22 protein-coding genes and 1 tRNA gene are annotated in these 24,089 nt (G+C 66.2%); 7 read left to right on the top strand and 16 right to left on the bottom strand.

The features are described 5' to 3' along the window. Nucleotides 1-129 precede the first annotated feature (129 nt). The 4 genes from JNW91_RS06015 (at nt 130) to JNW91_RS06000 (ending at nt 7,454) form a co-directional block, all read left to right on the top strand. Complete coding sequence (locus JNW91_RS06015) at nt 130-3,690, top strand: DEAD/DEAH box helicase family protein (protein WP_203173925.1); 3,561 nt, start codon at nt 130-132, stop codon at nt 3,688-3,690. Beyond that, the gene (locus JNW91_RS06010; protein WP_203173924.1) at nt 3,687-5,171 is read left to right on the top strand and encodes a restriction endonuclease subunit S; all 1,485 of its coding nucleotides are present in this window, start codon (nt 3,687-3,689) and stop codon (nt 5,169-5,171) included. The genes JNW91_RS06015 and JNW91_RS06010 overlap by 4 nt, the downstream gene beginning before the upstream one ends. Beyond that, the gene (locus JNW91_RS06005) at nt 5,168-6,727 is read left to right on the top strand and encodes a type I restriction-modification system subunit M (RefSeq protein ID WP_309244255.1); all 1,560 of its coding nucleotides are present in this window, start codon (nt 5,168-5,170) and stop codon (nt 6,725-6,727) included. The genes JNW91_RS06010 and JNW91_RS06005 overlap by 4 nt, the downstream gene beginning before the upstream one ends. Nucleotides 6,728-6,848: 121 nt before the next feature. Continuing rightward, nucleotides 6,849-7,454, top strand: coding sequence for a hypothetical protein (locus JNW91_RS06000; RefSeq protein ID WP_203173923.1), 606 nt, complete (start codon nt 6,849-6,851; stop codon nt 7,452-7,454). 78 nt (nt 7,455-7,532) lie between these two features. On the opposite strand, the gene JNW91_RS05995 is transcribed toward JNW91_RS06000, so the two are convergent. The 4 genes from JNW91_RS05995 to JNW91_RS05980 all read right to left on the bottom strand — a co-directional run bounded on the left by JNW91_RS05995 (nt 7,533) and on the right by JNW91_RS05980 (nt 11,576). Continuing rightward, complete coding sequence (locus JNW91_RS05995; protein ID WP_203173922.1) at nt 7,533-9,008, bottom strand: tyrosine-type recombinase/integrase; 1,476 nt, start codon at nt 9,006-9,008, stop codon at nt 7,533-7,535. Further along, a complete protein-coding gene (locus tag JNW91_RS05990; RefSeq protein ID WP_203173921.1) occupies nt 9,005-9,415 on the bottom strand; it encodes a helix-turn-helix transcriptional regulator in 411 nt (136 codons plus the stop codon). Before JNW91_RS05990 ends, JNW91_RS05995 begins: the two co-directional genes overlap by 4 nt. Beyond that, nucleotides 9,390-10,310, bottom strand: coding sequence for a DUF2637 domain-containing protein (locus tag JNW91_RS05985; RefSeq protein ID WP_407664266.1), 921 nt, complete (start codon nt 10,308-10,310; stop codon nt 9,390-9,392). Before JNW91_RS05985 ends, JNW91_RS05990 begins: the two co-directional genes overlap by 26 nt. Nucleotides 10,311-10,688: 378 nt before the next feature. Beyond that, entirely contained in the window at nt 10,689-11,576 is an 888-nt protein-coding gene (locus tag JNW91_RS05980; RefSeq protein ID WP_203173919.1) for a replication-relaxation family protein, read from the bottom strand. Between the two features lie 489 nt (nt 11,577-12,065). On the opposite strand from JNW91_RS05980, the gene JNW91_RS05975 reads away from it, so the two are divergent. Further along, nucleotides 12,066-12,578: an HAD domain-containing protein gene (locus JNW91_RS05975; RefSeq protein ID WP_203173918.1), complete on the top strand. Its 513-nt coding sequence runs from the start codon at nt 12,066-12,068 to the stop codon at nt 12,576-12,578. 110 nt (nt 12,579-12,688) lie between these two features. On the opposite strand, the gene JNW91_RS05970 is transcribed toward JNW91_RS05975, so the two are convergent. From JNW91_RS05970 to amcA (JNW91_RS05945), 6 genes are all read right to left on the bottom strand, one after another. After that, a complete protein-coding gene (locus tag JNW91_RS05970) occupies nt 12,689-13,258 on the bottom strand; it encodes a kinase (protein ID WP_203173917.1) in 570 nt (189 codons plus the stop codon). A 15-nt stretch (nt 13,259-13,273) separates the two neighbouring features. Continuing rightward, nucleotides 13,274-13,936, bottom strand: coding sequence for a pentapeptide repeat-containing protein (locus JNW91_RS05965; protein WP_203173916.1), 663 nt, complete (start codon nt 13,934-13,936; stop codon nt 13,274-13,276). Nucleotides 13,937-13,998: 62 nt separating this feature from the next. After that, nucleotides 13,999-14,181, bottom strand: coding sequence for a multiple cyclophane-containing RiPP AmcA (amcA, locus tag JNW91_RS05960; protein ID WP_203173915.1), 183 nt, complete (start codon nt 14,179-14,181; stop codon nt 13,999-14,001). Next, nucleotides 14,178-15,314 (bottom strand): cyclophane-forming radical SAM peptide maturase AmcB, encoded by a 1,137-nt coding sequence (amcB, locus tag JNW91_RS05955; protein ID WP_203173914.1) that lies wholly within the window; start codon nt 15,312-15,314, stop codon nt 14,178-14,180. The genes amcA (JNW91_RS05960) and amcB overlap by 4 nt, the downstream gene beginning before the upstream one ends. Next, nucleotides 15,311-15,658 carry a hypothetical protein gene (locus JNW91_RS05950; protein WP_203173913.1) on the bottom strand — a complete coding sequence of 116 codons (348 nt, stop codon included), beginning with the start codon at nt 15,656-15,658 and terminating at the stop codon, nt 15,311-15,313. Before JNW91_RS05950 ends, amcB begins: the two co-directional genes overlap by 4 nt. Continuing rightward, nucleotides 15,655-15,819, bottom strand: coding sequence for a multiple cyclophane-containing RiPP AmcA (amcA, locus tag JNW91_RS05945; RefSeq protein WP_203173912.1), 165 nt, complete (start codon nt 15,817-15,819; stop codon nt 15,655-15,657). The genes JNW91_RS05950 and amcA (JNW91_RS05945) overlap by 4 nt, the downstream gene beginning before the upstream one ends. Nucleotides 15,820-16,188: 369 nt before the next feature. Here amcA (JNW91_RS05945) and JNW91_RS05940 point away from each other — a divergent pair, with 369 nt between their 5' ends. Beyond that, nucleotides 16,189-17,415 (top strand): helix-turn-helix domain-containing protein, encoded by a 1,227-nt coding sequence (locus JNW91_RS05940; protein ID WP_203173911.1) that lies wholly within the window; start codon nt 16,189-16,191, stop codon nt 17,413-17,415. Between the two features lie 6 nt (nt 17,416-17,421). On the opposite strand, the gene JNW91_RS05935 is transcribed toward JNW91_RS05940, so the two are convergent. From JNW91_RS05935 to JNW91_RS31960, 3 genes are all read right to left on the bottom strand, one after another. Beyond that, nucleotides 17,422-18,102: a YdcF family protein gene (locus JNW91_RS05935; RefSeq protein ID WP_203173910.1), complete on the bottom strand. Its 681-nt coding sequence runs from the start codon at nt 18,100-18,102 to the stop codon at nt 17,422-17,424. Nucleotides 18,103-18,248: 146 nt separating this feature from the next. Continuing rightward, nucleotides 18,249-18,878, bottom strand: coding sequence for a hypothetical protein (locus JNW91_RS05930; RefSeq protein WP_309244254.1), 630 nt, complete (start codon nt 18,876-18,878; stop codon nt 18,249-18,251). Continuing rightward, nucleotides 18,788-19,042: a DeoR family transcriptional regulator gene (locus JNW91_RS31960; RefSeq protein ID WP_238424441.1), complete on the bottom strand. Its 255-nt coding sequence runs from the start codon at nt 19,040-19,042 to the stop codon at nt 18,788-18,790. Before JNW91_RS31960 ends, JNW91_RS05930 begins: the two co-directional genes overlap by 91 nt. A 522-nt stretch (nt 19,043-19,564) precedes the next feature. Between JNW91_RS31960 and JNW91_RS05925 the strand changes: the two genes are divergently transcribed. Continuing rightward, a complete protein-coding gene (locus JNW91_RS05925) occupies nt 19,565-20,455 on the top strand; it encodes a hypothetical protein (protein ID WP_203173940.1) in 891 nt (296 codons plus the stop codon). On the opposite strand, the gene JNW91_RS05920 is transcribed toward JNW91_RS05925, so the two are convergent. The 3 genes from JNW91_RS05920 to JNW91_RS05910 form a co-directional block, all read right to left on the bottom strand. Next, a complete protein-coding gene (locus JNW91_RS05920) occupies nt 20,445-20,741 on the bottom strand; it encodes a DUF4326 domain-containing protein (protein ID WP_309244253.1) in 297 nt (98 codons plus the stop codon). The genes JNW91_RS05925 and JNW91_RS05920 overlap by 11 nt on opposite strands. A gap of 267 nt (nt 20,742-21,008) precedes the next feature. Beyond that, a tRNA-Lys gene (locus JNW91_RS05915) sits at nt 21,009-21,084 on the bottom strand. A gap of 97 nt (nt 21,085-21,181) precedes the next feature. Beyond that, a complete protein-coding gene (locus JNW91_RS05910; protein WP_203173908.1) occupies nt 21,182-23,881 on the bottom strand; it encodes a ricin-type beta-trefoil lectin domain protein in 2,700 nt (899 codons plus the stop codon). Nucleotides 23,882-24,089: the final 208 nt, after the last annotated feature.

The following is a 24,089-nucleotide window of genomic DNA, read 5'->3' as shown; positions in this document are numbered from 1 at the left end:
ACGCGGCCAAGCCCGCACGGTTCGCACAGATCGAGTCGAGCGCCTTAGGATCTACACCCTTCCGGGGGAGGAATCACATAGGCGAATCCGGTAGCTTTAGCCGGTTCTGCTACAGAGCGGGGAGGGCGCGTGGACGAGCGACTTCGTGACCTTGCGAAGGCGTCACCGAACTTCGGGGTGCTGTACCCGCACCAGCCTCTGCTGTCCGTCTACGGCGCCCTGGCCGAGGCCACCATCTTTAGCAACCCGAACTCTTCGCTTGTGCAGGCTGGCCAGTTCGGCGAGGTTCTGGCCGAGGAGCTAGTCACCCGGATCGGGATGCGCGTCGAGGGTGACCGCCAAGTCGACCGGCTGAACGCACTCACCAGAGCTGGTGTCCTCGTCCGCGAGATCCGCGACGACTTCGAGCAGTTGCGTCGCGACCGCAACCGAGCCGCTCACCGGCACTTGTTCGACACCGCGCGCGCCCTGGCCGCTGTACGGGTCTGCTACAAGCTCGGCCTGTGGTTCCACGACGCGATCGAGGGTCGCCGAACGGTCGCCGAGTTCGTCCCACCCATTGACCCCGGCGACAACGCTCAGGTGACAGACACGGCCGAGCTGGCCGAGCTGCGCGAGGCTCTCAGCGGTCATCACAAGGCTCTGACTCAGGCCCGTGTGCGCCTGGCGGAGTCCACCAGTGCGTTGGAGGCCGAGCGGAAGGCTCGCGCCGAGGCCGAAAATTTGATTGCCAGCGCCGACTCGAACCGCACGCAGTTGCTCGCCCGCGTCGAGCAGCTGACCGTGCAGATCGAGGAACTGCGCAACGCTCAGCATACGAAGTACGAGGCCGCCCGGCGCCAACCTCGGCCGGTCGACGCCAAGGGGCGCGAGGCGATTATCCACCGCGCGCAGCGGCCGGCACCCCTCAATGAGGTGCAGGCGCGCGAGGTCATCGATGAGATGCTGCGCAAGTCTGGCTGGGTCATCCAGGACCGCAACCAGGTCAACCCCATGGCGGCTCAGGGCGTGGCGGTCAGGGAATTCACCCTAGCCACCGGCCGTGCCGACTACGTGCTGTACATCGACGGGAAGATCGTCGGGGTAGTCGAGGCCAAGCGCGAGGGTGACCACCTCTCTAGTGCGGTGGAGCAGAACGATCGGTACGCCGCCGGCGTGCTCAAGGAGCACAGCCTCGCCGTCTGGCGCAAAGCCGAGCCCTTCGCCTTCCGTTATGCCACGACCGGCACCGAGACCTACTTCATTAACCGCCTCGATCCTGACGCCCGTTCTCGCGAGGTCTTCTGGTTCCATCGCCCGGAGACAATCGTGGCGTGGATGCAGCGCGCAGACGAGACGCCGAGTGCCCCGACGTTCCGGGCCGCGCTACGCCGGTTGCCTGTACTGGAGCCGCACGGGCTGCGGCTTGCCCAGATCGACGCGATCAGCGGTCTGGAGAAGTCCCTGGCCGAGGACTTACCACGTGCACTGATCCAGATGGCGACGGGTGCAGGTAAGACCTTCATGGCCGTGGCGCAGACGTATCGGCTGCTCAAGTACACCCAGGCGCGTCGTGTCCTGTTCCTAGTCGACCGCAACAACTTGGGCAAGCAGGCGTACGACGAGTTCCGCAAGTTCACCACGCCGGACGACGGGCGGAAGCTGTCCGACATCTACAACGTCGACCGGCTCGGGGCGGCGGGCCTGCAGGACACCTCGTCGGTCGTCATCTGCACCATCCAGAAGATGTACTCGCTGCTGCGCGGCGAGACACTCACCGACGATGCCCAGGCCGACGAGGCCAGCGACAGCACGGCGTACGAGGACCCCTACGCCACCGACCAGCCCATCGACGTCACCTACAACCCGCAAGTACCTATCGAGTCCTTTGACGTGATCGTCGTGGACGAGTGCCACCGATCCATCTACGGCTTGTGGCGGGGCGTTCTGGAGTACTTCGACGCACACCTGGTCGGCCTCACTGCCACCCCCACGCTGCAAACGCTCGGCTTCTTCGGCCGCAACCTGGTCTCGGAGTACACCTACCCCCAAGCGGTCGCCGACGGAGTCAACGTGGACTTCGACGTCGTACGCATGCGAACCGACCTGCGCGAGAAGGGCGCGGCGACGATCGACGCGGGCACGACGGTACGGGTCCGGGACCGCAAGACTCGGCGCCAGCGCTATCACGAACTCGATGACGACTTCACGTATACCACCGGGCAGATCGGCCGGTCTGTTGTCGCGGTCGACGAGATCAGGGCGGTGCTCACCGCCTATCGGGACAACTGGCGGCGCTGGTTCCCGGGCCGCAGCGAGCTGCCAAAGACCCTCATCTTCGCGGTCGGCGAGGACCACGCCGAGGACGTCCTCGCCTTGGTCAAGGAGGTCTTCGGGCAGGGCGACGACTTCGCCAAGAAGATCACGTACAAGAGCCGCCAGGCCGGTGAGAATCCAGACGAGTTGATCCGTGCGCTGCGGACCTCACCCCGACTACGGGTCGCCGTCACCGTCGACATGATCGCCACGGGCACAGACGTCAAGGCGCTGGAGTGCGTGATCTTCCTACGCGAGGTGCGCAGCGCCGTACTGTTCGAGCAGATGAAGGGCCGCGGTGCCCGGACCATCGATCCAACAGAGCTGCAGGAGGTCACGCCGGACGCTGACGCCTCGGTGCGCAAGGACCGCTTCGTCCTGATCGACGCGGTGGGCGTCACGGAGTCCCCGATGGTCGACGCCAAACCGCTGGTACCGGCGGGTGAACGGCAGGTCTCGTTGGCGAAGCTGCTGGACAAGGCTGGTACGAAGTCAATCAGCGCTAGCGAGGCCGAAATCCTCGCCGGCCGACTGGCTCGACTCAACCAGCAGCTGACGGACGAGGAGCGCGAACTGCTGACCCGAGCATCCGGCGGACGGACCCTATCCCAGATCGCTAGCGCCATCGTCGCAGCAGTTGACCCCGATCGGCAGGAGCAGGCCCGGGAGGAAGGCGGCCATGCGGCAGCCCGAAAGCTGATCGAGGACGCGCTCGCGCCTCTGACCGAACATCCCGAGCTTCGACGGCACATCATCGAGATCCGCCGGGACAAGGACTACCTGTTCGACGAGTTCACCGCCGTAGAGGTGACCGATGTCCAGGAGGTCCCGCGTGAGGAGCGGGCCCGCGAGCAGATCGGCCGGTGGAGCCAACTGCTGGAGAAGGAGCGCGACCGCATCGCCGCCGTTAGTATCGCCCTGACGAGCCCCAGGTCCGTGTCGCCCGCGGAAACCTACACCGCACTTCAGGAACTAGCGGTAAAAATTCGCCGTCCGGACTACGCGTGGACACCACAAGCGCTCTGGGCCTACTACGAGGACTTGGGCGCGGCCACGCACTCGCCCGACCGGGAAGCAGGCGTGCCGGACCTAATTTCACTGATTCGGTACGAGCTGGGCGTGGACGACGAACTGCGACCGTACCGGGAGACGGTGGAGGAACGCTTCGAGGGCTGGCTGCTCAGGCAGCGACAGGCAGGGACGGAGTTCACCGAGGAACAGCTGTGGTGGCTGCGGTCCATCCGGGACGTGGTGGCCAGCGATGTCGGCATCAGCCCGGCCGAGTTCAACGCCGAGCCCTTCAAAGGCAGAGGCGGCGGGCGGGGATTCGCGCACGTATTTCCGGGGCGGGATGTCAGGGCTTTGCTGAGTGAGTTGAATCGAGAATTGGCGTGATCGGCTTGAGTGACGTGGATCTTCCGGCTGGATGGGCTCGAGCGCGACTGGGAGACCTCGGCAAGTACACCAATGGGCGAGGTTTCAGAAAATCTGAATGGTCGGACACCGGCCGCCCCATCATCCGCATCCAAAATCTCACCGGCTCAGCCGCATCCTTCAACTACTATGCCGGAAATCTTGAGGAACGACACACGGTTCGCGCTGGCGACCTCCTCGTCTCATGGGCGGCCACTCTGGGTGCCTACCTGTGGCGCGGACCCGAGGCTGCCTTGAATCAGCACATCTTCAAAGTCGAACCGTTCATCGATCGCGACTTCCTCCGTTACCTCATAGACTACAAGATCCAAGAAATCCTGGCAGCTGCCCACGGTTCTGGAATGGTCCACATTACGCGCTCGCGATTCGATGAGCTCCCGGCAGCCATCCCTCCGCTTGCAGAACAACATCGCATCGTCGAGGCCCTCGAACATCACCTATCCCGTCTAGAGGCAGCAATGAGAGCGGCTGCGGGCGCGAAACGGCGCCTCAAGCCCTTCAGTGCCTCTGTGTTGGACAGGACAGTCCTCGGAACATTCACAATCAGCGCCGCCTCGAGCCCAAGCGACGCCAGCCACCACTTGCTTGACGGTTTCGCAAGCAAGCGCTTCGACTACGCCGCCTTGCCTTCCCTGCCCGTGGGATGGTTCTGGCGCCGCTCCTCTGATGTGTGTGAGTTCATCTGCAGTGGCTCCACCCCTGCGGCTCACTTGATGCACCCAGGAAATGGTGACGTTCCCTTCCTGAAAGTTTACAACATCACGCAGGACGGACGAGTGGACTTTACTAACAAGCCCACCTATATCGATCGCGAGACACACGAGCACCCACTGAAGCGATCGCGCGTACGACCAGGGGACGTCCTTACTAATATTGTGGGCCCACCACTAGGCAAGACGGCGGTCGTGCCAGATCTTCATCCAGAATGGAATATGAACCAGGCAATTGTTGCTTTCCGCGCAGGTCCCGATGTTCATCCTGAGTGGCTAGCTCTCGCCCTTCGTTCACCATTCATCCTAGGCATGCTACAAAAGACAGCAAAGGCAACTGCTGGTCAGTTCAACATTGCGCTTTCAACGTGCCGCGAGTTGCCCCTACCCGTTCCACCGATGAATGAGCAACTGGACCTCGTAGCACGGTCCGCCGAACTGCTGGAAGTGACTAGGCGCTCTGCCTCGCAGTTGGCGCTTATTTCCCTACGATCTCGGCATCTCCGGCAGGCGATTTTGAGGCAGGCGTTTGCTGGCAAGCTCGTCCCGCAGAATCCCTCTGACGAGCCGGCCTCCGTCCTCCTCGACCAGATCAGCGCCCGAGACGGCAAGACCAAGCGCTCCACCCGCCACCCCCGGAAGACCGCAGCTGTCAGGGCCGCGTCACCCCCGCCTTCCATGCCGTCGATCCCCGCACCCACGAACGCTGTTCAGCAGGAGCTTCCGCTGTGACGATCACATCCTCGGCCCACATGCACGCACAGACTAATGCCCTGGTCGCCAAGCTCTGGAATTACTGCAACGTCCTGCGGGACAACGGCCTGTCCACCATCGAGTACGTCGAGCAGCTCTCGTATCTACTCTTCCTCAAGATGGCCGACGAGATTGCCTCGGACCCTTTCACCGAGCAGGAGGCAAGGACTGTCGTACCCGCCGAGTACGACTGGAAGTCACTCGCCCGCCTCAAGGGCCTCGACCTCGAAGTCCACTACCGCGAGATCCTCGCTGCACTAGCCAAGAACCCCGGCACCACTCTTGGAACCATCTTCGCTAAGGCGCAGAACCGCATCACCGAGCCCGCCCTCTTGGAAAAGCTCGTCGTTGAACTGATCGGCAAGGAAGACTGGACGATCCAGGGGACGGATCTCAAAGGCGACGCTTACGAGGGTTTGCTGGCCAAGGGTGCCGAGGACACCAAGACCGGGGCCGGCCAGTACTTCACGCCCCGGGCGCTCATCGACGCGATGGTCGACGTGATGCAGCCGGGACCCGAAGACACCATCACTGACCCCGCCTGCGGGACCGGTGGATTCCTCATTGCCGCTCACCACTACATCCGTAAGAACCACATGCGGGACCTTTCCCGCGAGCAGCGCCTCGCCTTAGGGGCCGGCAAGATCTGGGGCACCGAGCTGGTCAACGGCACGGCACGGCTGGCGGCAATGAACATGCTGTTACACGGCATCGGTGATGCCGACGGCCCTTCTCTGATCACGGTGGGCGATGCCCTCGCCTACAAGCCCAAGCGGCATGCCTCGCTCGTGCTCGCCAATCCACCCTTTGGTAAGAAGTCCGCCATCACCGTCGTGGGCACGGATGGCAAGATCGAAAAGGAGGACATCTCCTACGAGCGGGACGACTTCGGCGCCACCACTACAAACAAGCAGCTCAACTTCCTCCAGCACATTATGTCGCTGCTGGCGATGAACGGCCGGGCAGCGGTGGTGTTGCCGGACAACGTGCTGTTCGAGGGCGGCGCGGGCGAGAAGGTACGCCGCCGCCTGCTCGAGGACTTCGACCTGCACACCATCCTGCGTCTGCCAACCGGCATCTTTTACGCGGGCGGCGTTAAGGCCAATGTTCTGTACTTCGAAAAGAAGCCACCACGAAGCGGAGACAGGCATAACACCTCAACGTTGTGGGTGTACGACTTCCGCACCGGCAAGCACTTCACCCTCAAGCAGCGCCCACTGCGCCGGATAGACTTAGAGGACTTCGTCGAGGCATACCTGCCCGGTAAGCCCCGCAGCGAGCGAGTGGAGTCGGAGCGCTTCAAGTCTTTCGATTACGACGAACTCATTGCGCGTGACAAGGTCAACCTCGACATCACCTGGCTAAAGGATCCGGCACTCGACGATGCCGACAGCCTGCTTCCGCCCGAGGTGATCGCCCAAGAGATCGTGGACGACCTGCAGGCTGCGCTGGCCGAGTTTGCCGCCATCGCGGAGGCCCTCGCTGGAGAGGTTCCGGTTCACAGCGACCTGACCCAGCCGACGGAGATCGACTAAGTGACAGTCCACTTGCGCCGCTCTCGTTAACGCCGGCAGACTCGATCGAGGTGAATCGGTGTGACGGGAGCGGCGCATGGCAGATCGACATCCAGGAACGCGCGAGTTCCAAGCATTTAGGATGAATATCGAGTATGCCAGAAAGATGGTCATCGCCGGACGGAGTCTGGCGGCGTTCCAGTCCCCCATCCTCGACGTCGGCGACTTCTATCGCGCCGCGTGGGTGCAGGCTGTCAGCGCGATAGATCACTGGTTCCATGAAGAGCTGTACCGGCGCGTGGCTGACCTGGCTGGCCAGAACAGCCCCAACATGCCGTACCAGCTCACCAGGTTTGAGCTGCCGCTCGAGAAGGTGGAGGAGATACGTCAAGGCACCACCACGCTCGCCGGTGCCGTCTCTGATCACGTACGGGCGAAATGGGCGAACGCCTCCTTGCAGAACCCTCGCAAGATCAGCGAGGCGCTCAAGCTTGTGACGGAGGAGAACATCTGGGCCAAGGCGGCCGCCCAGATCAACGAGTGGAACCATGGCCGGACGGCGATGACCGAGCAGACGTTGAAGAAGCAGTACACGGCGATTACCGAACGTCGCAACAAGATCGCCCACGAGGCGGACCTCCTCGACGGTGATCTTAAGCAGCGCCGCGGCATTACCGACGCAGATGCTACGGATGCCATCGACTGGGTTGAACGCATCGCCCTAGCCATCGCCAGAATCCTCGGATAAGGGATGGCTCGCGGTGACGTCATCCCAGAATTGACCACTGGCCCCAGCGCCGATGTGGGCGGCTGAAAGCACAGAAGCCTATGCCGTCTGCGCTCCATTGCCCCGCCGTCGTGGTACCACGGCCGCAGTGGCCTCGGCGGCGGCGTGGGACAGCTCTGGGAGGACGTCGCCGTAGAACTTGGCGGTGAAGTGTGGGCTGGAGTGGCGGAGCCGGTTGGAGATGACCTTCATCTGGACGCCAGCAGCGAGTCCCATAGTCGCGGCGCCATGCCGGAGGTCGTGAAGCCGGATGGGTGGTAGCCCGGCTTGCGTGGCGAGGTGATGGAAGTGGTCGGTGACGTCAGCAGGGTGGAGCCGACCACCAGTGGGCGTGGTGAACACGAGCCCGGTAGTGGTCCAGGCAGCACCGGCGGCGAGACGTTCGCGGTGCTGCCGGGTGCGGTGGGCGCGCAGCACCGCGACGGTCTCAGTGTCGAGAGCGACCGCGCCTTCGCTGCCGGTGGTTTTCGGGGTGTCGATGGCGGTGGCCCAGCCGTGTTGGACGAGTTGCCAGCGGACGGTGAGGGTGTGGGCGTCGAGGTCGAGATCGTCCCAGTGGAGTCCGCAGGCTTCGCCTCGGCGGAGGCCGGTGAAGGTGATGAGGTGGTAAAGGGCGTAGAGGCGGTCGCCTGCGTCGTGGATGTGGTCGAGGAACTGGCCGGTGTGTTCGGGGGTCCAGATCATGACCGGGCTGGGGACCTTGCCGGTGTCGCGCCAGGTCTTGACGCGTTGGTCGGTCCAGATGGTGGGCTTGGGTGGTCGGGCGGTGGGTAGTTCGATCATGAGGGCGGGGTTGGTGTCGATGTAGCGGTGGCGGCCCATCGCGTCGTTGAGGGCCTTGCGCAGGGTGGCGTGGATGACGTGCAGGGTTCTGAGGCCGACGATGCGCTGGTTCTTGACCTCATCGCGTTTGGCGGGGTCGCGGCTGGCTCGCAGGGTGGCGATGGTGGTGTTGCGCTCGGTGATGGCGTTGTACATGGCGTCGATGTGGCCGGGGCGGAGCCGGTCGATGCGCAGGTGGCCGAGGTGCGGGATCAGGTACAGCCGGATGTGCCCTTCGTAGGAGCGCAGCGTGCCGGTCTTGATGTTCTTGCGCCCGGCGAGCCAGTCGGTCAGGTACGCCTCCATCGTGGGCAGCTCGGTCGGGGTGATGTCCAGGTGCAGCGCCCGCCGGACCTGGTCCGAGGTGGGAACGGGCGCGCCGGTCTTGACGGCGGCCTCGATCAGGTCGCCGGTCTTGACGGTGGTGTGCGGGTCGGTGGGGTCGGGGACGGCGAGCACGGCCCGGATGCGGTCCAGAACGGCGTCGGCGTCGGCCTGGGTGGCGTAGGGGCCGTGGCGGAGCGGGCGGCGAGTGCCGTCGGCGCGGGCGGGTACTTCGATCTGCCAGTGCCAGTGGCCGTGGGTGCGGGACCAGGCGCCGCCGGGCCGGCGCAGCTGGGGACAGGAGCGTCCCAATCGCCGGCCCGTGACGCTGTCGCGGCAGCCGCAGCGTTTGAAGGTGGATCCCTTCACTCATCGTCTCCTGGATGCTTCGTATGGTGCCGCCAGCGGTACCGGGTGGAATCCGCTGGTGGCGGGGTCACCGCATCCACGCTCACCTTCGCGTCGGCATCAAGTCGTCGGTGGTCGTCGGTCGAAGCGGGGTCCCCGACCAGCAGGAGCTGAAGAAGGCCGGCAACCGGGACGATGATGCGGCTGCCGGCCCGGATCAGCGGTACGGGGAACTGGTCGGCGGCGGCGAGCCGGTACGCCTGGGATCGGCTGATCCCGAGCACCGAGGCGGTGGTGGCGAGGGTGGTGGTGACGCCGAGGGCACGGATGCGCTCGACCGTCCACACCTCCCCGACACCGGACACGGTGGTAGTGCTGTCGGTCGTAGTGCGGGTTGTCTGGTCAGCGGGGTTCGTTGGGCTGTTCATGATCAGGGTTCTCCTGGCTGTGAGATGGATGGCTGTGCGGTAGGAGCGGGGTAGCCCCTTCGGGGTCGACCGGCGCAGGGGTGGCTGCTCCGTCACCGTTGCGCCGCTCTGGTGACAGAGGTGGCGTCGGGTTGGTCGGCACGGTCGGGCTCGCGATCAGCTCGGGTGGTGCCTGCGATTCGACCTTGAGGGTTTTGAGGAGTTCGGATACTCGGGTGTTGGACACGGTGTGACCGGCTGCGCGCAGCGCTTCGGCGAGTGCCGCCCGGGTCAGTGCCTGCCCGTCCGCGGTGAGCCGGTTCCGAATGTTGCGCGCCGCCGGCAGCAGCTCGGCCACGTCGCCGGGCTGCTGCGCGGACGGTCCCCGGTCCGCTCGCCGCTGCCGGTCCCGTCCGCCACGCCTACGGCCCGCAGCTGGTGCGCGGACGGTCCGGTTGATGCTGGACCGCTCCCCCGCCGTGAGGGCGGACCGGGTCGCCTCGCCTGGTCCGCCGTCCGCCACGGTCCGCCCTGACTCACCCGGCTGGTATCCCAGCACCGTTACGGCAGGGGCGGGCATGGTGGTGCTGGTGCGGCCGAGTGCGATCTTGACCATGACGAGGAAACCGAGCGCGGGTACGGCGGCGGTGATCCACCCGATGACCGAGGGTTCGGCCTCGACGACCTGCGCCGCCAGGGACAAAGTGACCGCACACGCCAGCACGGTGGCCGGGAACACGGTCGAGGTGTGAGCGCGTTTGCGGCGGCGTAGTTCCAGGCCGGAGGCGATGGACATCAGCTCCAGAACGATCGCGTCGGCCCAAGCCAGCCAGCCGGGTTGGCCGTGCGCAGCGGCTACGTTGTGCACATGGGTGAAGCTGGCCGCTCCGGCTGCCCCGCCAATGGCCAACATGATGACGACCTGGACGACGCCCTCGACGCGGCTACCCCGCACCCCCGCGCTCGGGTCAGTGGCCGGTGCCGTCGTGGCCCATCACCTCCTCGACCCAGACCGGAACAACGACCCGTCCGCCCGTCACAAGAGCCCGGACCGGATGCCGGACCGACCTGGCACCGGACAACCATCGGGACGGGGATCGCACGTCGGCCGTGGACCGTCCGCCGCAGACGCGGGACCGGGATGCGGTCCCGCGGCTGTGGGAGCGGACGTTCGGTGCTCTCACAGATCTGTCAGCACCGGCCGAACTGCTCAGAACAGATCCGTGACAGACGCCGGCCGTTGCTGTCCGATCCGCAGCGGAGGTACTGTCCGCCGCCGTCGTGCCGTCGCCGATCACGCGGCGTCACCCGCCCGGCTGGAGGCGTCAACGACGTAACCGGCCAGATCAGCCAGCCGCAGCCGCTGCCCTTCCTCGCCGGCTACGGCCCACACCGCCGCCGCTGGGCCCAGGCCGGCGGTCGCGGCGTGGTCGCGGGCCCCGGTGGCCACCGGCACCATCAGCGGCACGTCGGCCAGCACGCGGCGCAGGTTGCGCTCCCGGGCGGCCGAGGGCAGCCAGAACAGCACCGGCCACATCCGCCCGAGCGTGCCGAACAGCTCCTGATAGCCGTCCACCTTGCCGGCCAGGATCGACAACTGCTCGGCGCCGGTGTCGTACTCGACGAAGAACGGCACCTCTGCGCCACCGTCGACCCACCGGCCGTAGCCGTCCGGGCGCACCCGCGGCTGATACGCCCGCACCAGCCCCGGATCCTGCCGGCTGGTGAACGTACCGGCGCGCTGGCACACCGCCTCCGGCAACCACTCCACCAGGCCGGTGCCCGCACGGGTGCGGGCGTGCCCGGCCAGGTCGGTGAAGAACCCGTTCACCCCGAGCCGGTGCGCGAGGCTGCGGGTCGAGGTCCAGCGCCGCCGCTCCACCCGGGCGTGGTCACGCCGCGGTGGGCGTTCGTCCCGGCTGGCCGCGACGACCTCAGCGCCGAGCTGATCTATCACGTAGTGGTACGGGTACGAGCCGCCATCGGCACGCTGCGGTCGGACCCGGGCCACCAACCGCAGCCGGTACAGGGTCCGCAGACGCCGCTGACAGAAGTCCAACGACGGGAACAAGGCGGTCGCGAGCTGGAACGACGTCAACACGCCGTGGTCGTACAACCAGCCGAGCAGCACACGGTCACGGCCGGTCAGCTGGGACTGGACCCGGAGGACTGGATCATCCACCGGCTACCACCTCCTTCCCCAGTAGGGATGCCAGCCCCAGGGGGAGAGACCCGAGACCAGGCAGGGTCTGTCGCAGGACAAGCCGACGACACTGACAGACGAGCTGACCTGCGGTGTGAGAGGAAACAGGGGGTCGGTTCGGGGGTCCGGCTGAAGACTGACGTCAACGCTGACGCCAAGCCCGACCCCCGAACGGGGATCAAGCCGGAACTCATTACTGCCGATGCCCACGGCAGTTGTTGAAGGTGTCGGCGGAAGCACGAGAACTCCTTGGTTGAGGATGTGGAATGTGGTGCTGGTGGCCTGGTCCGGCACGACAGCCCCGCCGGAGCGGACAGTGCCCGGTGAGATGCTTCCCGGCGCCGCCCCTGTCGTGGTCGCCGCCAGCGGTGCGTGAGTGCCGACCGCCGGGAGCACCGGCGCGACGAATGGCTTTGGGGCAAGCGGACGTAGGTAGCCGTTGGCGGGGTGAGGGCTAGCCTCTGGGTCATGTCCGACCCTGCGCAGCGTCCGTTGCTGTTCCTCGACGTGGACGGCACCCTCATCCCGCTTGGCACACCCACGGCGGCTCAGCCGGGCACTCCGGATGGCCACCGCGAGGCACCGGTTCTGACGGCCGATACCCATCCCCTGCTGCACAAGGTCGATCCGGAACACGGCCGCCGGCTGGAGGCTCTGCCGTGTGATCTGGTGTGGGCGACGACCTGGATGAGCGACGCGAACGACGTGCTCGCGCCGCTGCTCGGGCTACCGCCACTGCCCGTGGTGGACTGGCCTGACTCCGACGAGGTGGGCGTCCTGCACTGGAAGACCCGTGGGCTGGTCGAGTGGGCGCAGGGACGCCCCTTCGTCTGGGTCGACGACGAGATCTCCCACGCCGATCAGCAGTGGGTGTCGACTCATCACCACGGCCCGGCCCTGCTGCATCGGGTCGATCCCCGTCGCGGGTTGACCGAGCACGACTTCACTGTCATCGAGAGCTGGCTCAGGCGGGCGCGGTAGGGCGAGCTCCATGCCGTCGCAGTCGCCGTGCTTAGCGGGCTGTCTGGCCACTCGGGACCGACGGTGGCGAACGGTGCGCCGGAACGGCACCGGTAGCCGGCTGAGCTGCTCTACGGGGCCGGAACGTTCGGCAGTCGGTCGTCGTCGCGTCCGGTCTGGGGTAGCCCAGCCACAGCGGCGATGGCCTCGACGGCCTCGTCCAGTCTTGTCGTCTCGGGAAGGACGAGCTCGTCAGACCAGCCCAGGACGTCATGCGCGGCGTACCAGCCGCTCATGTCCTCGGCCGTGAACTCACTGACCTGCGGGCGCGTGAGGTGCCGGCGCAGGGTCTCGGCTAGGGACACGTCGAGGTAGCAGAACAGCGATTGCCCCCGGTGGCCATCCCGCAGAGCCGTCAGCATCGCCCGATAGCGGCTGCTGTGCAGGATGCCCTCCAGCACCACGTGGTACCCGTGGTCCAGCGCGAACCGAACGGTCTGCCCGATCAACGCCGGTGCCGCGCCGCCGGGCTTGTCCCGCTCGCGCAGCAGGATGCGGCGCAGGCAGTCCTGCTCGACCAGGGCGCAGCCCCGGCCGTGCCGGCGTCGTAGCTCGCGGGCGATGCTGCTCTTGCCCGAGCCAGAGTTGCCCCGGATGCAGACGAGGATCGTGTCCGGGCTGCCCGTGGGTTCAGCGAGCACGACGCCTCCTCTGCTTCAGTCGTTGCGGACGGTGAGGGCGAGGGCGGCGACGGTCATCTGGGTGAGGTCAGGAAGCTGGTCCTCGCCAAGGGTGACGCCGCGCAGGTTGTCCAGCGGCGCCTTGAACCCGTCGAGTCGGCTGCCCCGCAGGTCGGTGCCGTCGAGGTGGCAGGAGTCCAATTCCAGTCCGGCGAGGTCACATGACCGCAGCGCGATGCGCGGTAGTCGGCAGGAAGACCACGCGCCGTTGGTGAGGGTGCAGTCGGTGAAGGCGACCGAGCCGGCTGCGGTGACGCGGTGGAGGGTGGCGTAGTCGAAGCGGCAGCCGTCGAACAGGACGTCTTTGAGCCGTACGTCGGTGAGTTTGGTGCCGGTGAACCGGGAGCCGGTGATCGCGCAGCGTTCGATGGTGATGCCGGTCAGGGTCGCTCCGGAGAAGTCGGTGCGGGTGATCTCGCAGCCGTAGAGGCTGCCGGCTTCCCAGGTGCTCTCGCTCAGGTCCACGCCGGCGATCAAGCTGCTGCGGATGCTGGCGTCCTCAAGGTGCGAGCCGCGCCACCCTGCGCCCTCGACGAGGGCCTCGGTGAGGCCGCCGTCGAGGTCCGTCGTGGTGTCGAGGTCGTCCGGTTCGAGGTCCGGCAGCAGAACCTTCACGTCGCCGATCGTGGTGGTGCGCATGTGTCCTCAACCTGTGTGGGCGCGGGGTGGGCACGCCACCCCGCGCGTCCCCGTGGCGGGGGCTACTTCTTCTTGTTCCAGTTGTCCCAGCCGGGTCGACTGTCGAACTTGCCCTTGTTTCCCCAGCTGGGGCGGTTGTCGAACTTCGCCGCGTCGATCGACGCTACCGACCGCTCCTGGTCGACGCCGAGGCGAGCGAGTAGCTCAGGTGCGGCGTTGACGAGAGTCGCGAGAGCGTTGGTCATGGTGCTCCTCCTTGAGGGGTGAGGTGATCCGCAGCAGCGCGAACGAGGGCCTGTCGGGTGGTCCGGCAGTAGGCCGTTTCTCGGGCGGTGAACGTCGCGTGCTCGAAGTAGCGGTTGCCCGCCTGGGCGCCACGGCAGAAGTCGTAGAAGGCGCAGAGGTCGGCGCAGTCGTTGAGGGCTGCGACGAACTCGGCGACGTAGCCCAGGTCGCCAGCGCGAGCGAGCATGGCGGTGATGGATTGCTGGAGGACGCTGCCGGCGACGAAGTCGCCGTATCGCGGCTCGCTGATGCCGAGCAGCTCCGGTGACAGCAGCACCACCTTCCCATCCCAAGAAACGGTCGGGATCGGCTCGTAGGGGGCGTGGTCGACGAGCCCGGCACGGGTGGCGGCAAGGTAGTCGGCCAGCCGGTCCACGTCGCGGATCCGCAGCGGGCTGCCGCCGACGCGACGTGCGATGAGTCGCTGCCAGAACCGGTACGCGGCATCCTCCAACACCGGTTCCCGGTCGGCGCCCTCCTGCTCTTCGATGTTGAAGCCCACCGACTCGCAGCCGGGCAGGCCGGTGAAGAAGTCGACGAGGGCGCCCGCGTGGTCGATGGTTTCCGGGGTGACCACACAGATCACCGAGTACCTCAGCCCTGCGTCGGCCAGGGTCTGCATGCCGCGCAGGGTCCGGGCGCCCGTGGGGTTGCCAGCCCGGTCGAGACGGTTACGGTTCAACGCGCCCGGTCCGTCGATGCTGACCCCAACCTCGAAACCGTAAGCCGTGAACAACTCGCACCACCGGCGGTTGATCAGCGTCGCGTTCGTCTGGATCTCATGACGCACCAGCCCCGCGCGCCGCAACTCCTCGAACGGGGCCAGCAGCTCCCGGAACAGCCCGATGGGTGTGGCGGTGGGTTCGCCCCCGTGCCACACGACACTCACCGGATGACTGCTGTTCTGCTGGGCGATCGACTCGGCACAGGCCCGCGCGACCGCGCCGCTCATCAGGCGGAGGGATCTCCGGTCGGGCAGGTAGCAGTAGGTGCAGTCGAGGTTGCAGAAGCTCGTCGGCTGCACGACCAGGGTGTGGAAACTGCCGGCGATCGCCGGCTGGCCGGTGGCGGTGATGAGACCGATGCCGATCACGAGGAGGCTTCCTCGATGCTGACGGCCGTGGTGGTACTGACACGGTAGGCGTGGGTATGCCGGGCTGGCCAGCCGAGGAACCGGTAGAACATGTCCGCGGCGCTGCCCGTGACGCTCGGGTTCAGCCGGTGCAAATCGTCGATCGCGTCGTGCAGGCAGCCGGCCAGGTAGAGGAACAGGCTCACTGGCACTTCCCGGTACTCGGCTAGGAGCGCGAGCTTCGCTGCGCCGCAGGGCCACGGCTGCCCGCATCGGCGGCACCGCCACAGCGGGCGCATCGGCAGATGTTCCACCTCGGCTGGCGCGAGCCGGTTCGCCGCGAGGCGGCGCTGTGGCCCGGTCACCGGCGACCGCCCTCGCGGGCTTGCTGCTCGAACAGCCGACGCCACACGAAGGTGAGAAGCGGCGGATCAGCCGGCCACACCCGTCCCGGCGAGGCCGTCCACCTCGGCTCGGGAAGCCGGGACTGGCCGGCCATGGCGTTACGCGAGACGTACACCGTCATGCCGCCACCCCCACCAGGGACGATGAGCGGCGGGCTCGCCGGGGGAATGGCGACCCCGCCGCCGCACCACGGCGGCTGGGAGCAGACCGCCGATCACCCACCCACGCAGCCCTCATGGCGGTACGCAGGCGGGGAAGACGCCGAGACAGTTCGCTCCCGGACGGGCCGAGCCAGCGGCCCAAGCCGTGGTGTGGTGCGCCGCCCATCGATCCCTCCCTCTACAGCTCCCTGTCAGTCATCCCGACACCGGCATCGACACGCGCCGGTGATCTGGGGTGAACTGAACGTAGGGGCGGTCCGTACGGAGGACCGGGAAAATCCGTACCGGGTCCGGCGGCCTTCAGCGGGCAGGGTGATGGTGTGCGAGGGATGACGGAAGACATGACCATCGGCCAGCGCGTCGCCTTCTACCGACGTCGACGAGGCCTCTCCCAAGAGGTGCTAGCCGGTCTGGTCGGCAAGACCCAGGAGTGGTTACGCAAGGTCGAGACGAACCGGGCCGACCTCGACCGGCTGTCGGTCATACGCGCGATCGCCAAAGCCCTCGACGTGTCCCTCGGCGACCTGATCGGTGCACCGAGCCTGTTCGAGTGGTCGGACGACTCAGGGCGCGAGACCATCCCGGCCTTGCGGGCCGCGCTTCACGACTATCGTCACCTCGCGCCGACGCTGGCCAGCACGGGAGACGTCGAAGCGCCCGCTCTGCGCGAGATCGAGAACGACGTCGCCGAGATCTGGACCGCCTACCAGCACTCGCGATACGGCACCCTCGCCCGCCGACTGCCCTACCTCATCCACGACTGCCTCACCGCCACCGAGGCGTACGACGGAGACGATGGCCAGCGAGCGCACGCGATGACCGCCTACGCCCACCAGCTCGCCGCGTTGTTCCTCACCAAGCTCGGCGAAGGTGACCTCGCGTGGACCGCAGCCAGCCGAGGGTTGGCCGCCGCCAACGCCAGCCACGACCACGTCGTCATCGGCTCGCTCAGCCGCTCCGCCGCGCACTCGCTGGCGTCCATCGGCGAATATGCGCAGGCTCGTGGCCTCGCCGCCACGGCGGCGCAGTTCCTGGAACCACGGCTCGCCAAACCCACTCCGCAGCTGCTGTCGGTCTACGGCAGCCTGCACCTCGTCTGCGCGCTGGCCGCCGCCCGGGACGACGACCGCGCCTCGGCCGACACCCACATCACGGAGGCCGATGCCACCGCACAGCGGCTCGGTGCTGATGGCAACCACGTCTGGACCGCGTTCGGGCCGACCAACGTGTCGATCCACAAGACGACCGTGGCGATGGAACTCGGCGACGTGCAACGCGCCATCGCCATCGGCGCCACACTCGACACCAGCACCGTGCCCGTCGAGCGCCAGGTTCGGCATGCCATCGAAACCGCCCGAGCCCTTGCCCGGTGGAACCGCATCGACGACGCGCTCGCCGCGCTCCTGAACGCAGAGGTTATCGGCGCTGACCAGGTGCGCTACCACCAGCTCTCCCGCGACCTCGTTCGGGACATCCTCACCCGCCCCCGGCCACCCCGACTGGCCGTCGAACTCAGCGATCGGATGGGTGTCCGGTCGGGAGGGCCGCGCTGGTAACCAAGCTCAGATCAGTCGGCTCGTGTAGCCAGCCGCCACCAGGCGCTCGAACGCCGTCCGCACCTCGTCTGGAATCACCTGCGGGATCGCGAACCCGCGCTCCGCGTACACCTCGATCCGCTGCGTGTCGCCTACCAGCATGTCCACCACCCGCCGCGGATCGCCGATATTGGCCACGTAGTCGTCGAGTTCGAGTGGGTTCGACGCGCACACCACGTCAACCTCCGGCCACATCAGCCTGCAGGTGGCGTAGGCCCGACGCTGTTGGTAGGGCCGCGACATGATCAGCACCGACTTCACCGGGATCCGGTGTTCGGTCAGGAGCTGACGCGAGTACTCCAGGTTCTGGGCGGTGTTCGTGGCACGCGGCTCCACGAGAATCGCTTCCGCGGATACGCCCTGCTCGATGGCGTACTCGCGGTAGTGCACTGCTTCTCCACGCGGAAAACGCTCGACGGTCGTCGGGGCGTTCGCGCCGGTGAACACGATCCTGGGGAACAGGCCCTCGTGAAACAAGCGCGTCGCGATGACAGCCACCCCGAGGTCATGACTGCCCAATCCGATCCCCACGTCGCACGGGCGCAACTCGTGACGCATGTCGTGGTAGCGCCACAGCGTCTCCACATCAGCCCGGGTCGCGTCAGGGATCGCCTCCGCAGGTGCCTCTGCATGCCGGTTCATCAGCACCTACCAGTTCGGTCCGCGCTGCGCTCCCTCATGCCGCCAGCGTAGGGGTAGCAGCGCAGCACGACGACGCTGACTCCAGCATCACGCCGCCGGCCTCATCGCGACCAGGAGGCTGATCGTCGTAGAAGCATCGTGACGAGGTGCGGTCAGGATCCGAGCTCGACGAGGCGACGTCTGCCAGTTTCACCCGGGACCTGCCATAGCTGCTCGTCCGGCCAGTGGCGATACAACAACTGCTGCGTGGTCGTGGCGACAACGTTCCGCAGCGGCCCACGGAGTAGGTCGGTCCGCAGTCGTTCCTCCCGCTCGGCGTCCTGAGCGATCACCAGAACCGCCCCGACCGGCACCGGCCGGTCCGCACGCCGGTAGCCGACCAGCAGTGCACCCAGACCTGACGTCGCCCGTTCGTGCTCGGCGAATACGCCGATCGGGCCACGGTCTACGTGGACCAGGAACCGCAGGCACCGTCCGTCCTGCAGCCAGACGCCGTAGCCGTCGGCCCGCAACTGCGCCAGGTCGTGCTGGCGCAACCACGACGAGGTCTCCATCGTCGCCAGCCACTGGAACAGCTCGCACCGCCCCGGGTTGCGCCGCGACACCTCGATCAACGGCAGAAACAGCAGGGCATCCGCCCTGCCGGAGGGCCGCTGACCCAACCGCAGTGGAACCGGCCGCCCCGACGCCGTCAGGGCGCGGCGGAGCACCTCCGTCCCCTCGGCCGTAACCTCGTACCACCAGGTGTGGGTCCGGTCCTCCGGCGAGCGTTCACGGCGCACCAGCCCGCCTCGTGCAGCCACACCAGGTCGCGGTGGGCCGTCAGCCGCGACACCGCACAGACGAGCGCCACGTCCAGCGTCGACGCGGACCCATGCTGTGCCAGGTACGACAGGATCCGCCACCGCCGCGGGGATAGCAGCCGCACGGCATCCTGGTCACCCATTCCCTGATGATCCCTCCGAGCCCCGGCGGCCCGACATCCTGTTCGCGAAGGCTGTAACAGAGAGTGGTCGATGCCCTGATCGCAAGATTGGGAACCGGGACCCCCGTGACCGGAGACAGCGCACGCCGGAGGCCGTTGAACGAGGCGTGAAGGGCCGTGCGAGCACCCACATATCCAAACCGTGGTTTTGGGGCCGATTTTCGAGATCACTGTTCACCGAATCAGCCGAAGAGCTGAGGACAGAGGAGGCGAAGCGGTCAAACCAAACCCTCAGTAGTTGATCTCCACAGAGAGCGCTGCACCGCGGCACCAATCTCCAGGAGCGCCTGACACGCGCCTTTCCGGCCCAGCAATGGCGCACCACGGGCCGAGACAGCGGTTACTAACAGTAATGGGAAAGATGGGTTCTGCGCGCTGGCGTTTGACTGAGAGTCCAACCCTCACCCCTGCCGGCTAGTGCCGGATCCATTTAATGTGAGACCGTCTATGTAACTAAACGTGCCTGGGCAGCTTCATTTAGCAATGTGGGTGGTTCCGTTGGAACAGCTTCCGTTGTGGGGACCGAGCACCGACGAAGATTCGAGACCGAAGCCAGTCCTGGCACGACCAGCGACACTCCGCCTCTTGATCACAGTGAAGGCGGCACCCAACCCCTCCGCGCGGTACGGCGAGACGGTCTGCGTCGGGGCACTGGGCATGGACCCGCCCTGGACGGGTTGGATTCGCCTCTACCCGGTCCACTATCGAGACCTCGACGACGACGGCAAGTTCCACAAGTACGACATCATCCACGTCGACGCACTGCCAGCCAGTCAGGACCAGCGGCGCGAGAGCTGGAAGCCGATCGTGGACACCATGACCACCGAGCGGCACATCGCCAGCCGACAGTCGCGTCGAAACCTCCTCGATCCGCTCGTCGAAGACTCCATGTGCTGGCTCAACAAACAGGCCCGCGACGACCGGAGCGCACGATCGATCGCGCTGATTCGCGTGGCCGACATCTCGTCTCTTCAGGTCAAGCGCCATCCCGGCTGGTCGGCGGAGGATCGCAAGAAGATCGCTGGCTACCTCAACCAGCTCGACCTACTGGAACCGGCCAAGCGCAGCCCGCTTCAAGCACCACGCTTCACTGGTGCCTACCGCTATCGCTGCGCAGACCGTCATTGCCGCGGGCACCAACAGACACTCTGGGACTGGGAGTTCGTCGCCCTACAACGTCGTCTAGACCAGCTCACCGACGCCGAGGCCGCGGAACAGCTGAGAAACAAGTTCCTCACCCAGCTCTGCGCCGCCGACCGCGACGTCGCCTTCTACGTAGGGAACCAAGCGGCAAGACCGCAGTCCTTCAGCATCGGCGGTGTGTACGCACCGAGACGGCCCGCCGCGAGATACGGATCGCACCTCAACCGATGATGTCGGCCAGCACGTCGGCATGGCACGCATCCTCGACGCGGCACCAACACGCCAACTGTTTCCCCGTGAGCTCCCGCCGCGCCCGGTCAACAAGGGCTGGCTGCCCCGCAAGCCACTGCCGATAGAGGCGTAACGCCTCCGCCCGATCATCCTTTCGCAGGCTGAACGGATTGGCCCAGGGAGAGCGCCGCAACCCGAACCCCTGCCGCCCCACGTACACGGCGCCAGGCGGCACCACCGGGTGATACAGGTCCCCCTGCACGCGAACCCGCAGCTGTCCCCCCACGCCACCAGCGTAATCGCCAACGACCGGATGCTCGAAGACGCGCGGCGACGCCTCAGCGGTCGGATGCGCCAATGCCCTGACGCTCGGCGTGGGATGGCCACTTCAGAAATGACGATGAGCGCAGGCGTCCACGGAACACCGACATGTCCCAGCATCGCCAGCCCTGGTCCAACGGCTCCCGAGCACCCGCCGAGCGACCACCCACCACCCGCGTACACGAAAAAGGCCCCGCCCCAGTGTGAATCACTAGGTCAGGGCCTTGATCGTTGGTGCGCCGCCAGGGACTCGAACCCCGAACCCGCGGATTAAGAGTCCGCTGCTCTGCCAGTTGAGCTAGCGGCGCTCGCTGACAACGACGAGCACGCTAACACGTCTCCGACCGGGGCATCGGACCCGTCCCCGGGGCCGGGCCGGGTCGGCCCGGCCCCAGGCGTGGCCGGTCAGCTGCGCAGGCTCCACAGCTGGTTGGCGCCACCATTGCACGACCAGAGGATGACCTTTGTGCCGTTGGCGGTGGCGGCGCCGTTGGCATCGATGCAGAGGCCGGACTGGACGTTCGTGACGGTGCCGTTGGCGTTGACGTTCCACTGCTGGTTGAGTCCGCCGTGGCAGTCCCAGATGATGACCGCCGTGCCGTTGGCCGTGCCCGCCCCGGAGGCGTCCAGGCACTTGTTGCCGTACACGGTCAACTGCTTGCTGGCGGTGTAGCCCCACCGCTGGTTCGTGCCGCCGGAGCAGTCCCAGAGCTGCACCTGGGTGCCGTTGGCGGTCGTGGAGTTGGGCACGTCGACGCAGCGGCCCGACTGGCCACCCACGAGTTGTCCGTTCCGCTGACCGCTGCCGGTGCCCTGCTGCCGGACGATCGAGGTCGACTCGGCTGATCGATTGCCCTGGGCGTCAAGAACGTACAGCCGGTACTCGCCGGGTGCCGTCGGCACGGCGATGGAGGTGGCGGTGCCGCCTGCGCTGGTCATCGTCGGGCCGGCGGCGAAGGTGGTCGTACCGGAGGGAGCCAGCCAGATCGTCCTGGTCGCGTCACCGACGCTTCGGATCGGAATCGACGACGTTCCGCTGCTGACGAACGTGCTGGCCGGTAGGACGTAGTTCGGCGCGGAGAAGTTGCTCGTCGGGATGATGTCCCGGAACGGATCCTCGAGGCCGGAGTTCACCGCGATGCCATAGGCGGCCGCCGGCCAGACGTAGTCGGAGGAGACGAGGATGTCCTGGATCGTGCTGTTCGGCAGATTCTTGTTCGAGACCTTGTTGATCGGGCCGTAGATCTGCGTGATGCTCAAATCGTGCTTTCGCCCGAAATCGTCGGAATTGATCATCCAGGTGACGTTCTTGTCGATACTCAGAACGTTGTCGCGGAACGTGATGAACGCCGATCCCTCGTCCGGGTGCAGTCCGTACTTGTGGCCGGCGGGCACGCCTTGGAGGTAGTTGTTCGTGATCGTCGTCCCCGGCTGACTGCCCAGCGTGTAGATCGGAGCCGTGTCGCTCAGGCGCTGCACCGTGTCGATGATGTGGTTGTAGCTGATGGTGTTGTTTCTCGCCGTCGTGGTGGGGCGGTTGGGCACGATCGAGCCCGATGATCCGTCGAAATTCCACCAGCCCCAGCCGAGGGTGATGCCCGACCACGGGCTCTTCTCGATCCGGTTGTGCTGAATGGTGAGGGTATCGGCGAAGTACGCCGAGATCGGGCTGTGCCCGTTGAACAAGACGGCGCTGTCGTAGATGTAGTTGTTCTTGATGTCGATGTTCTTCGGCAGTCCTTCGACCTGTGCGGAGTACTTCTCGCGGTTGGTCGACGTGCCGTCTCCGATGTAGACATGCTGGGGATGACCCACGGTGATGGCGGAACCGGCGACGTCGTTGGTGTGGTTCCCGATCAACTGCGTGCCCTGCACGTCGTTGACCATGTTGATTCCGTCGCCGCCGGTGTGCTGGATCCGGTTGCGCTGCAGGAGGATCCCGTCGGCATTCTGGATCTGGAGGATGCCGGGAGTAACGTCGACATTGCGGTAGTAGTAGACGTGGAAGTTGCCCTTCGCGTACACGTTGGCGCTCAGATTGCCCTGCTGAGCTTGCTTGAAGGACGAGCCGGCGACGTTGACCAGGTTCCAGTCGGAGTGCTGCACCGTCAGACCGGAGAACGTGATGTTACGCGCGTGGTTGCTCGTCGAGGAGCCGGCAACGCGCAGCACGGTGGCCACGTTGTTCGGCGCGTAGACCGTCGCGGTCGACATGTTCTCGGTGGTGGCCTTGTAGTAGTAGACCGTCCGGCTGCTCTTGTCGAAGTAGAACTCGCCGGGTGTATCCAGGAACTCGTAGGCGTTCATGACCTTGTGGGTGCCACCCACCTGCGCATTGCCGTTGAAGGCACCCTGGGCGATGGCCGCACCCGGTTGCTGGAACAGGGCAACCCGGTTCGCGCCGTCGGAACTCGTCGTCACCTGGCGGACGCCCACGATGGCCGTGGTCCAGGTCGTCCCCGTTTCGATCTCGATATCGTCGTGGTTGCGGGCGATGGCGGGAAAATCGCTCAGGCTGTACTTGGCGCCATCACATTGCGATCCCGACTCCCAGGCCCAGTCGGCCTGGCCAGCGGTGATGTTGTACGTCCCGTAGCACCCCGCCGAGCTGATCGTCTTCGACGCCATGTACGCGCGCTTGTCATTGACATAGAGCGTCCGCAGCTTGTTGGCGCGGTCCAGGGGCGCCTTCCAGATGTTGCCGCTGTGCTGGGTCCACCCGGTGACCTGGACGCCCCCGTCGAGGACGGGCCTCTCGTTGGGGTAGGCGGCATAGACCACCCGGAACCCGTTGGTACCGGAGTCGGCGGCGCCGAACTCGACGGTACCGCTGACCGGATAGTTCCCACCGCGCAGGTACACGTTGATATCGCCGGTCATGCTCGCGTTCACCGTGCGGACGACATCCCGGGCTCGTTGCAGAGTCCTGAATGGGGACTGCATGGTGCCCGGGTTGGTGTCGTTGCCGTCGGGTGCGACGTAGAAGGTCTGCTGGACCGCCGCCGATGCCGGCGACTGGTTTGTCATCACGGCCGGCAGCACCGCGGCGACGAGCACCGCTGCTGCCAACAATGACGTGCGAGCGGTGGACACGATTGTTTTCACGCACTGTTCCTCTCACTTGCCGTCGACACGGGCCCACGTGCTTATCGAGCGACGAGTACGGAAACAGCGACGCCACTAAGGGCCGGCGGGGGACTTCTGTCGCCCGACCGCACTCTTTTGCCAATCGCTACGAAAGTCTTGCCCGAAGCGTAGGTCACACGTGTGACGAATGCAACCATCGATTGGAGGCGGTCTATGCGCAAATGCG

It is taken from the genome of Micromonospora parastrephiae, assembly GCF_016802865.1.
GTDB classification, from domain to species: domain Bacteria; phylum Actinomycetota; class Actinomycetes; order Mycobacteriales; family Micromonosporaceae; genus Micromonospora; species Micromonospora parastrephiae.
The sequence above is the reverse complement of the archived record's forward strand: the minus strand, read 5'-3'. Positions and strand labels throughout refer to the sequence as shown.